Source organism: Oerskovia sp. NPDC056781 (assembly GCF_042789955.1).
Lineage (GTDB): Bacteria > Actinomycetota > Actinomycetes > Actinomycetales > Cellulomonadaceae > Oerskovia > Oerskovia rustica.
This window is the reverse complement of sequence record NZ_JBHUAD010000144.1, coordinates 1-10081: the sequence shown is the minus strand read 5'-3', so window position 1 is coordinate 10081 and position 10081 is coordinate 1. Positions and strand designations below refer to the sequence as shown.

8 protein-coding genes are annotated in these 10081 nt (G+C 73.0%); 6 read left to right on the top strand and 2 right to left on the bottom strand.

Features of this window, described 5'->3' with window-relative positions; genetic code table 11:
* Together ACFRCR_RS12765 and ACFRCR_RS12760 are read left to right on the top strand one after the other, a co-directional pair.
* A partial coding sequence (locus ACFRCR_RS12765) for an HSP90 family protein (protein WP_377677993.1) occupies positions 1-1767 on the top strand: 1767 nt, incomplete at its 5' end.
* The gene (locus ACFRCR_RS12760; RefSeq protein WP_377677991.1) at positions 1764-3764 is read left to right on the top strand and encodes a hypothetical protein; all 2001 of its coding nucleotides are present in this window, start codon (positions 1764-1766) and stop codon (positions 3762-3764) included. The genes ACFRCR_RS12765 and ACFRCR_RS12760, both read left to right, overlap by 4 nt.
* A gap of 497 nt (positions 3765-4261) precedes the next feature.
* On the opposite strand, the gene ACFRCR_RS12755 is transcribed toward ACFRCR_RS12760, so the two are convergent.
* A complete protein-coding gene (locus tag ACFRCR_RS12755; RefSeq protein ID WP_377677990.1) occupies positions 4262-4933 on the bottom strand; it encodes a hypothetical protein in 672 nt (223 codons plus the stop codon).
* Between the two features lie 59 nt (positions 4934-4992).
* Between ACFRCR_RS12755 and ACFRCR_RS12750 the strand changes: the two genes are divergently transcribed.
* Both ACFRCR_RS12750 and ACFRCR_RS12745 read left to right on the top strand, forming a co-directional pair.
* Positions 4993-5637 (top strand): YbjN domain-containing protein, encoded by a 645-nt coding sequence (locus tag ACFRCR_RS12750; RefSeq protein WP_377677988.1) that lies wholly within the window; start codon positions 4993-4995, stop codon positions 5635-5637.
* A complete protein-coding gene (locus tag ACFRCR_RS12745) occupies positions 5634-6137 on the top strand; it encodes a YbjN domain-containing protein (RefSeq protein WP_191795639.1) in 504 nt (167 codons plus the stop codon). The genes ACFRCR_RS12750 and ACFRCR_RS12745 overlap by 4 nt, the downstream gene beginning before the upstream one ends.
* Positions 6138-6170: 33 nt before the next feature.
* Here ACFRCR_RS12745 and miaB read toward each other — a convergent pair whose 3' ends face one another.
* A complete protein-coding gene (gene miaB / locus ACFRCR_RS12740) occupies positions 6171-7739 on the bottom strand; it encodes a tRNA (N6-isopentenyl adenosine(37)-C2)-methylthiotransferase MiaB (protein WP_377677995.1) in 1569 nt (522 codons plus the stop codon).
* 278 nt (positions 7740-8017) lie between these two features.
* Between miaB and ACFRCR_RS12735 the strand changes: the two genes are divergently transcribed.
* Both ACFRCR_RS12735 and ACFRCR_RS12730 read left to right on the top strand, forming a co-directional pair.
* On the top strand, positions 8018-8851 hold the full coding sequence (locus ACFRCR_RS12735; RefSeq protein ID WP_377677986.1) for an amino acid ABC transporter ATP-binding protein: 834 nt from the start codon (positions 8018-8020) through the stop codon (positions 8849-8851).
* Positions 8852-9073: 222 nt separating this feature from the next.
* Complete coding sequence (locus ACFRCR_RS12730) at positions 9074-9934, top strand: glutamate ABC transporter substrate-binding protein (RefSeq protein WP_377677984.1); 861 nt, start codon at positions 9074-9076, stop codon at positions 9932-9934.
* Positions 9935-10081 lie beyond the last annotated feature (147 nt).

Below are 10081 nucleotides of genomic sequence, written 5' to 3'. Positions count from 1 at the left end.
GGGGACGACGTCCCCGCCGAGATCCGGCTGCGTCCCCTGCCCGACGGGTCGCTCGAGGTCGCCGACTCGGGCGTCGGCCTGACGCTCGCCGAGGCGGCCGAGCTGCTCGCCACCATCGGGCGCAGCTCCAAGCGCGACGTCGAGCTCGGTACGGGCCGCGAGGAGTTCCTGGGTCAGTTCGGCATCGGTCTCCTGTCCGCGTTCATGGTCGCGGACGAGATCGAGCTCACGTCCCGCTCGGCGCGCCTCCTGCCCGACGGCGCAGCTCCCGCCCCGGTGCGCTGGCGCGGATTCGCGGACGGCAGCTACGAGCTGACCGAGGTCGCGGACGAGGACCCCACGGTCCCGGCCGAGCCCGGCAGCGTCGTCCGTCTGCGGCCGCGCCGCGACATGGAGCACTGGCTCGCGCCGGAGACCGTCACGGCGCTCGCGCAGGACTTCGGGTCGCTGCTTCCTGTCGACCTCCAGGTCGAGGTCCGTCTCGACCTGACCGACGACGACCCCACCGCCGTGGGAACGGACGACGCCTCTCCGACGGTCTGGCGCCGGCTGAGCGGTGCGGACCTCCCGTGGAAGGAGCGGCACGCGACGCCCGCCGAGCGCGACACCGCTCTGACGCGCTACGCCGAGCAGACGCTCGGCTTCACGCCGCTGGCCCGCATCGACCTCGACCTCCCGCTCGCCGGCCTGACGGGCGTCGCGTACGTGCTGCCCGCGGCGGTCTCCCCCACGACCCCGTCGAGCCACCGCGTGTACCTCAAGCGCATGCTCCTGGGGACCCGGGTGGACGACCTCCTGCCGCCGTGGGCGTTCTTCGTCCGCTGCGTCCTGGACGCCTCCGCGCTGCGCCCCACCGCGTCGCGCGAGGGACTGTACGAGGACGAGGTGCTGCTCGCCACGCGCGAGGCGCTCGGCGCGCAGGTCCGGGAGTGGGCGCTCGCCACGCTGGCCGAGCGCTCGCCCACGAGCCGCGCGTTCCTGCGCGTGCACCACCTCGCCGTGCGGGCGCTCGCCCTCCAGGACGACGACATGCTCGACCTCGCGGCCAGGGTCCTGCCGTTCGAGACCACCGAGGGGACCGGCACGCTCACGGACCTGGCCGCGACCCTGCCGGAAGGGGCCAGGATGCTGTGGACCCCGAGCGTCGAGGAGTTCCGGCGCGTCGCGCCCGTCGCGGCGGCCCAGGGGCTCGGGCTCGTCAACGGCGGCTACGTCTACGACGCGGACCTGCTCGAACGCATCTCCCGCCGCTTCCCGCAGTGGCGCCTGGCACCCGTGACGTCGGAAGACGTGTCCCAGGCGCTCCTGGAGGTCGACCCGCTGCGCGAGCTCGAGGTCGCAGACGCCGTCCAGGCCGTCGACGACGCGCTCGCACCCCAGGACTGCGAGGCGGTCGTGCGCGCCTTCGAGCCCGCCGCGCTGCCCGCGATGCTCCTGCACGACCGCGACGGCGACCACCAGCGCGAGGCCCGGGCCACGGCCGACGCGGCGGACGACGTCTGGGGCCAGGTGCTCGCCGAGCTCTCCGGACCTGCTCGTTCACGCCGGCTCGTGCTCAACGACACGAACGAGACCGTCCGGTCGCTGCTCTCGACGACGGACCCGCAGGTCCTGGAGGCGGGCGCCCAATCCTTGTACGTCACCGCCCTGCTGCTGTCCGGCAGGCCCCTGCGAGCCTCGGAGGCAACCCTCATGAACGGCTCGCTCGGCGTCCTGCTCGACCGCGCGCTGCGCCCCGGCACGACACCCCTGGAGGAGAACCGATGACCCGCACGGTCCACGAGGCCAACGAAGCGCTGTTCCACGTCCGCGAGATGCCGTACGGCGTCGCCAGGAGCACGGCGGCCGAGACAGAGCTTTCACGGATCACGGCCGACGGCCCCGTCGAGGCCAGGGCGTACGCGCTGTTCGTGCTGGTCGAGTCCTACGTGTGGGGCAACGAGGTCACCAAGGCCTACCTGCCCTTCACGCAGCTCCTGCGGTGGTGGGACGAGCACCCCGAGCACTTCGACGAGCAGGACGCGCACTCGCTGTTCTGGTCGTTCAAGTGGATGGTCGGCAACCTCATGGACTTCCCTGCGGTCCCGGCCGCGCAGATCGAGCGGACGCTCGACGACATGGAGCGCCGGTACGCCGTCGCGGGCAACGGCATGAACGCCGTGACGATGTCCCGCTTCCAGTGGGCTCGTGCCCGGGGGACGCAGGACACGGCGACGGCGTACGAGGCCTGGGTCGCGACGCCCCGGGACGACTTCTCGCAGTGCGAGGCGTGCGAACCGGGCGACCGTGCGGCCTACCTGTTCGACGCCGGGCGCCTGGACGAGGGCATCCGTCTCCTGGAGCAGGTCCTCGCGGGCTCCCCCGAGTGCGCGACCGAGCCGGGCGACATGCTCTCCCGGCTCCAGCTCGCGTACCTCGAGACCGGGGACGCGGACAAGGCGGCGGCCACCCACCGCCGGGGGCTGCGGCACCTCGACAACGGGGTCTCGATGGAGGGGCCACAGGGCCGCCACATCGAGTTCCTCGCGCGGACGGGCAACGTCGAGCGTGCTGTGACCCGGATCGTGGAGCAGCAGGACCACCTCGTGACCGCGGACTCCCCTCGCGACCGGTGGGCGTTCCTCCTCAGCGTGGGGACGGCGACGTCGCTGCTCGCGGCGGAGCACGGTGAGCGTCCTGTCGCGCTGCGCGAGGTCCCGGCGTCCACGGTCGCCGAGCTCGACACCTGGGTACGCACCCAGGCGCTCGAGATCGCCGCTGCGTTCGACGCCCGCAACGGCACCGACGCGACGACGCGGCGCACCGAGGAGGTGTGGGCGAGCACGCCGACGCTCCTGCCCGTGAGCCTGAGCGTGCTCGGGGCGACGGAGAGCGACGTTCCCGTCCTGGCGGCGAGCCCGCACCCCACGGCTCCGGCCGGGAGCGCACGGAGCGTCGCGACGGGCGGGCCCGCCGATATCTCGGCCCTCGTCGCGGACAGCTCGTCCACGTTCGAGACCGACGGGGCGCAGACAGACGACGCCGCCGCGCTCGTCGCCCGCGCCGAGACCCTCAGCACCGACGATCCCGCAGGGGCCGCCGGCGTGTACCAGCGGGCCGCCGCGCAGTTCGAGGCCGACGGCGCGCTCGACCAGGCGGGCTTCGCCCTGGCCGAGGCCGCGCAGCTCGCGGCGGCCGAGCAGGACGTCGAGGGGGCACTCGAGGCCTTCCCCCGCGCCGTGGCGCTCCTGCGGGCCGGCGGCGTGGCCCCTGCGTACCGGAGCCCGGTCGTGCGGGCCTACGCCCGGCTGACCGCGCAGGCGGGTACCGCGGGCGCGGGTCTCGCTGCCGTCGACAAGGCGCTGGCGGAGGCCGGGTCCGGCCCGGCCGAGGGAGCCGTCTCCACGACGCACGTCTCCGCGACCGAGGAGGAGCGCGCGGCCAGCGAGCACCGCGAGCTCCTCGACACGCGCGCCCGGCTCCTGGCCGCACTCGGTGAGCACGAGCGTGCGTCGTCGGCCGCCGAGGCCGTCGCCGAGGAGTACGCCCGTGCGGGCGACCTGGGCGGCGCCGCGCACGCGTTCTGGCTGGCCGGGACCACGCGCGCCGAGGCGGGCGACCTCGAGAGCGCCGCCCTGGCGCTCGAGTCGGCGCTCGACGGGTTCCGGCTCGCTCACGACCAGGCCTCCCGCGCGCTCGTGGGCAACGAGCTCGTCGGGGTCCTGCGCCGCCTGGGGCGCGACGACGAGGCCGGTCAGGTGGCGGAGGCGGTCAGCCGCCGCTGACCTCGGGTGCTCGGTGTGCCGACCTGTCCGGGCTTGCCGGGCCGGTCGGCGCACCGGTGCCTCCCCTGGGTCGCCACTGCCCGCGGTGCTCCGGTGAGGGTCCTCCGGACGGTGCGGCGGCGACGCGACGGGTAGCGGCGGCCGCGGGTACCCGAACGCGCCCCGGCCGTGCCTCCCGCACCGCCGACCGGATAGCGGCGACCTCGGCCGGGTCGGCCGTCGCGGGCGAGCCGGCGTCGAACGGCGGTCGAGAGTCGTCCTCGAGCAGGTCGAACGTCCCGTCCCCACCCGGCACCAACAGCACGTCGGCCGGGGGCCCGTCGGCGAGCGTGGTGGTCGGGACGATCGACCACCCGCAGTCCGTGGCGACCGGCTAGGCGTCCCGCCACGACAGGTCCACCTGCGCGCCGGGAAGGCGCGCGAAGACCTGGGCGGGGCCCGTCAGGTCGAGCTGGGTGCAGCCGGGGAAGGGCGGGCGACGACGCGCAGCGGTGAGGTCACCGGCGCACGGTAGCAACCCGCTCGTCCGCGGGGACCCGGAATCTCACGACGTCGTAGCGCCGCTCCTCGTACTCCCCGGTCGCGTGCCGGGCGTCGGCGTCCCAGCTCTCGCCGAGCGCGTGGAGCACCGCGTCCTCGGCCGTGCTGCCCGCCGCACCGTCGCCGTCCGACGTGCTGCCTTCCGCACCCACGCTCGGGGCGTGAGCGCCGCCGTCGGGCAGCGGGGGCCGCGCACCGGTGACGACGACCAGTCCCGTTCCTGGCTCCGTCAGGACGTCCCGCGCGAGCCCGGCCGCGGCCGCGGGGACGGTCGCGCTCCCGAGCTCGACGACCTCGACCGAGCCCTCCCAGCCCGCCGCGTCGAGGGCGAGGAGAGCGACCGACGCGGGGACGCCCGCGGCGGGCAACCCGGCCGCGGACGCCCGTGGGACCCAGCCCCACCAGCGCGGGGCGACCCCGGCCGCCTCCAGCCCCGGACGCATCTCGCCCCGCCGTTCGACCTCCCGGCGAGCCTCGCAGTCCAGGACGACGACGTGCCGCGCATCCCGCACCAGCTCCCGGAGCGCCTCGAGGACCTGGGCGCGGGAATCGGCGAGAACCTCTGCGGCGCCCGCGACGCCCGGGACGAGCAACGGGGTACCGGGCAGGGCGACGGCGCGAACGATCACGCGCGCCACGCTACCCCGCGAGCAGGACGATCCCCAGCGGGCGCGGGTAGGGTGGGCACATGAGGTTCTTCGGCGGCAGACGGGGACACCAGGCAGGACGAGACGACTCGGGCGACCAGGGCAGGAAGGACGCTCCCGACGAGCACGCCTGGGACGAGGCCGGCGGGACCTCCGGCACCCCGCTCGACGACGCCGCGCTGCACGCCTCGGTCGAGAGCCTCCTGCTCCGCGAGCTCGGGGGGACCATGATCTCCGACATCGAGCACGACAAGCTCCCCACCCCTCTGCACCGCGCGCGTGTGCTCGAGTGGATCGCCGACGCCGGGTACAGCTACTTCATCGACGCCGAGGGCGACGTGGGCGGGCTGTGGCACGGGCGGCTGTTCTACTTCCTGCTGTTCGGCTCCCACCACGAGATCCTGCAGGTCCGCGGTCAGTGGAACCGGGACATCACGATCGAGCGCCTCGAGGAGATCCTCGAGTTCTGCAACGAGTGGAACGCGGACCGCATCTGGCCCAAGGCCTACACGCGCGTGCGGGACAACGGCATGGTCCACGTGTTCACCGAGGTCACGGTCGACCTCGAGCACGGCGTGAACGACGACCAGCTCGACCAGCTCCTGCAGTGCGGCCTGTCCACGGGCTCGATGTTCTTCGACGCCCTCGACGAGTTCTACCCGGACCCCGCGAGGTCGGCACCATGAGCCCGGCCCCCCGGACGAGCTGGCTTGCGCGCCTGTTCGGCAACCACCGGCCCAAGCCCGTCGAGGACGTGCCCGTCGACGTCGAGGTGCCCTCGCCGCTCTCGACCCGTCGTATCGGCGACTACCTCTCGCGGCGCGGCTACCACTTCCGCATCGACGACGACGGGGACGTCACGGGCACGTGGGACGGGAACCGGTTCTGGTTCCTGCTCCTGGGCGACCACGAGGAGATCCTCCAGGTCCGCGGCCGCTGGTCGACGACCGTGCCCGTGGCGGCCCGCCTCGCGCTCCTGCAGACCGTCAACGACTGGAACCGCGAGCGCATCTGGCCCAAGGTCTACGTCCGCGAGGAGAGCCAGGGCCTCGCGGTGTACGCCGAGGTGTCGGTCGACCTCGAGCAGGGCGCGACCGACGAGCAGCTCGGCCAGATCGTGTCGTGCGGGCTGGGCACCGCTGTGCAGCTCTTCAGCACGATCGGCGGCCAGCTCCCGCCCACCTGAGCCCGAGCTGCCGCGCTGCCGGGCCCGTGCGACTCAGGGGCGGCGCAGGCTCGGGAGACCGAGGCTCACCGGGCCGCCCGCCGCGGGCGCTCCGTGCGAGTGACCGTGGTCGTCACCACCACCCAGGCGCGTCTTCTCGCGCGCGACCCAGGCGTCGCCAGAACGCGTGCGGCGCACCGCGTAGGTTCCGCCGTCGAGCACCGAGTCCGCGACGAGGTGGTACGGCGCGGAGCGCGTGACCTCGACCGTGACCATGTCACCGGGGCGGGGCAGCCGCGGGTCCAGGGCGTCGGCGAGGCGCGGGTCGTCGGCCGTGACGTCGGCGTCGGAACGTCCGGCCATCTGCGCGACGACCTCGTCCGGCACCGCGAGGTGGACCAGACGGTTGTCGGCGGCGCGGCCGGTCAGGCGGTGCGTCGCCCCGTCCTTGCGCCCGGACCCCTCGGTCACGAGGACCTCGACCGTGCGACCGACCTGGCGGGCCGACTCCTCGGCGCTGACCCGGTCCTGGAGCGCCTGAAGACGCTCGTAGCGCTCCTGCACGACCTCCTTGGGCAGCTGGTCCGGGAGCGTGGCCGCGGGGGTCCCCGGGCGCTGCGAGTACTGGAACGTGAAGGCTGAGGAGAAGCGCGAGGCCTCGACGACCCGCAGCGTCTCGGCGAAGTCCTCCTCGGTCTCGCCGGGGAAGCCCACGATGAGGTCCGTGGTGATCGACGCGTCGGGCATGGCCGCCCGCACCCGGTCGAGGATCCCCAGGAACTTCTCCGACCGGTAGGAGCGGCGCATGGCCCGCAGGATGCGGTCCGACCCCGCCTGGAGCGGCATGTGGAGCTGGGGCATGACGTTGGGCGTCTCGGCCATGGCGGCGATCACGTCGTCCGTGAAGGCGGCCGGGTGCGGGGAGGTGAAGCGCACGCGCTCGAGCCCCTCGATCTCCCCGCACGCGCGCAGGAGCTTGGCGAACGCGCCGCGGTCGCCGAACTCGACGCCGTAGCTGTTGACGTTCTGCCCGAGCAGGGTCACCTCGATCGCACCCTGGTCGACGAGCGCCTGGACCTCGGCCAGGACCTGGCCCGGTCGTCGGTCGCGCTCCTTGCCGCGCAGGTGCGGCACGATGCAGAACGTGCACGTGTTGTTGCAGCCGACGCTGATCGAGACCCAGCCTGCGTACACGGACTCGCGCTTGGTCGGCAGGGTAGAGGGGAAGACCTGGAGCGACTCGGCGATCTCGACCTGCGCGGCCTCGTTGTGCCGGGCGCGCTCCAGGAGCACGGGCAGCGCGTCGAGGTTGTGCGTGCCGAACACGACGTCGACCCACGGGGCCTTCTCGACGATGCCCGACCGGTCCTTCTGCGCGAGGCAGCCACCGACCGCGATCTGCATGCCCGGGCGCCTGGCCTTGATCGACGCGAGCTGCCCCAGGTTGCCGTACAGGCGTGTGGCCGCGTTCTCCCGGACCGCGCACGTGTTGATGACGACGACGTCGGCGCGGTGCGCGGCCTCGTCGGCCGCCTCGGCCCGCGTGTACCCCGCCTGCTCGAGCATGCCCGCCATGTGCTCGGAGTCGTGGACGTTCATCTGGCACCCGAGCGTGCGGACCATGTAGGTCCGCTGCGCCGCTGCCGGCGCCTGGCCGGCGTGACCGGCGGTCGCAGCCTCGGGGACCCCTGGCGGGTCGACCCGGGGCGCGTCGGCGGGACCCGCGAGGGGGCTGTCTTCGGGGCGGAGGGCGGTGGAGAACATCACCGTCAAGGGTACGGCGCGCCGACCGCCGGACCGAAACGCTCTTTCGCCGCCAGCCGGGCATCTGTTGCCCGTCCGTTGCCGAACTGTTGCCGGAAACAGTGGCGTGCGCAACAAAACCCCCCTAGGTTCATGAAATGGACGCGCAACCGACCACCCCGAGCGACGCTCCCGACGCGTCGCCCACCACACCCTCGCCACCACCCGACGCGCCCTCGCGTGACGACGAGCTCGGACCTCCGCTCGTCGAGCTCCACGGGGTCAACAAGCACTTCGGAGACCTCCACGTCCTGCGGGACATCGACCTCACGGTCCGGCGCGGCGAGGTGCTCGTCGTGATCGGCCCCTCGGGCTCGGGGAAGTCCACGCTGTGCCGTGCCATCAACCGGCTCGAGACCATCGACACCGGCACGATCGCGATCGACGGCCAGCCCCTGCCGGAGGAGGGCAAGGAGCTCGCCAAGCTCCGTGCCGACGTCGGCATGGTGTTCCAGTCGTTCAACCTCTTCGCCCACAAGACGATCCTCGACAACGTGACGCTCGGGCCGGTCAAGGTCCGACGGACCAGGTCCGCGGAGGCCAAGAAGGAGGCGCTGGCCCTGCTCGACCGCGTCGGGATCGGGAACCAGGCCGACAAGATGCCGGCCCAGCTCTCGGGCGGGCAGCAGCAGCGCGTGGCCATCGCCCGGGCCCTGGCCATGCACCCCAAGGTCATGCTCTTCGACGAGCCGACCTCGGCGCTGGACCCCGAGATGATCAACGAGGTCCTGGACGTCATGGTCGCCCTCGCCAAGGAGGGAATGACGATGATCGTCGTGACCCACGAGATGGGCTTCGCCCGCAAGGCGGCCCACCGCGTGGTCTTCATGGCCGACGGCCAGATCGTCGAGGAGGCCCCGCCCGAGGAGTTCTTCACGAACCCGAAGAGCCACCGCGCCCAGGACTTCCTGTCCAAGATCCTGACCCACTGACCCTCTCCGCGGACGCACAGGCGCGTCCCCGACCACTCCTACGACCCGGTCTCGCGACCAGCAGTCCCCACAGCACAAGGCACGCCCCACGGTCCCCGGGCTCACCGACGAGCCCGGCCCACCTGTAGCAACCGAACAGCTCGACCGGCAACGACCGCCGGGCGCAGCGGGTGACCACCAGGACTCCCGTGACGGCTCGGCACCGACGAAGGGGAAGACACCATGCGCACACGCACCCGTACCGGAGGACTCGTCGCGCTCGCCGCGACCGCCGCGCTCGCCCTGAGCGCGTGCGGAGGCAGCGACGACGGCGGCGGCTCGACCGACGGCTCGTCCGCGAGCGCCGGCGGAGAGAAGATCACGATCGGCATCAAGTTCGACCAGCCCGGCCTCGGCTTCAAGGACGGCGACACCTACACCGGGTTCGACACCGACGTCGCCCGCTACGTCGCCGAGAAGCTCGGCTACTCCGAGGACCAGATCGAGTGGAAGGAAGCACCGTCGGCCCAGCGCGAGACGCTCCTGAGCACCGACCAGGTCGACATGATCTTCGCGACCTACTCGATCACCGACAAGCGCAAGGAGACCGTCGCGTTCGCCGGTCCGTACTTCGTCGCCGGGCAGGACCTGCTCGTCGCGGAGGACAACACCGACATCAAGGGGCCCGAGGACCTCGAGGGCAAGAACCTCTGCTCGGTCACGGGCTCCACGTCGGCCCAGCGCATCAAGGACGAGTACGCCGCCGGAGTGAACCTCCTGGAGCAGCCGGGCTACGCCGAGTGCGTGACCGCCCTGCTCTCGGGCCAGGTCGACGCGGTCACCACGGACGACATCATCCTGGCCGGTCTCGCGGCGCAGCCCGCGAACAAGGGCAAGGTCAAGGTCGTCGGGGCGCCGTTCTCGACCGAGCGCTACGGCGTCGGGATCCCGCAGAGCAGCGACAAGTGCGAGGACATCAACGCCGCGATCACCGAGATGATCGACGACGGCTCGTGGGAGGAAGCGATCACGAGCGCGACCGAGGGCACCGGGTACACCCCGAACGCCTCGGAGAACCCGCCGACGCCGGACGCCTGCGCCTGACAGGTCCGCTGCCGGGCCGGGTCCGCGTGATCGGCGCGGGCCCCGCCCGGCCCCCGTCCCTGTCCGGGCTCGTGCGGGGTGCGCGCCGCCCCGCGCGACGGGTGTCCCCTGGGGGGGGTCGTCCTCGCTCAGTTCCGGCGGCACTTA

Bases quoted from the DNA above. Each gene is read 5' to 3' on its own strand.
- ACFRCR_RS12760 (WP_377677991.1), top strand. From the start codon at position 1,764: ATGACCCGCACGGTCCACGAGGCCAACGAAGCGCTGTTCCACGTCCGC.
- ACFRCR_RS12750 (WP_377677988.1), top strand. From the start codon at position 4,993: ATGAGGTTCTTCGGCGGCAGACGGGGACACCAGGCAGGACGAGACGAC.
- ACFRCR_RS12745 (WP_191795639.1), top strand. From the start codon at position 5,634: ATGAGCCCGGCCCCCCGGACGAGCTGGCTTGCGCGCCTGTTCGGCAAC.
- miaB (WP_377677995.1), bottom strand. From the start codon at position 7,739: ATGGTCCGCACGCTCGGGTGCCAGATGAACGTCCACGACTCCGAGCAC.
- ACFRCR_RS12735 (WP_377677986.1), top strand. From the start codon at position 8,018: ATGGACGCGCAACCGACCACCCCGAGCGACGCTCCCGACGCGTCGCCC.
- ACFRCR_RS12730 (WP_377677984.1), top strand. From the start codon at position 9,074: ATGCGCACACGCACCCGTACCGGAGGACTCGTCGCGCTCGCCGCGACC.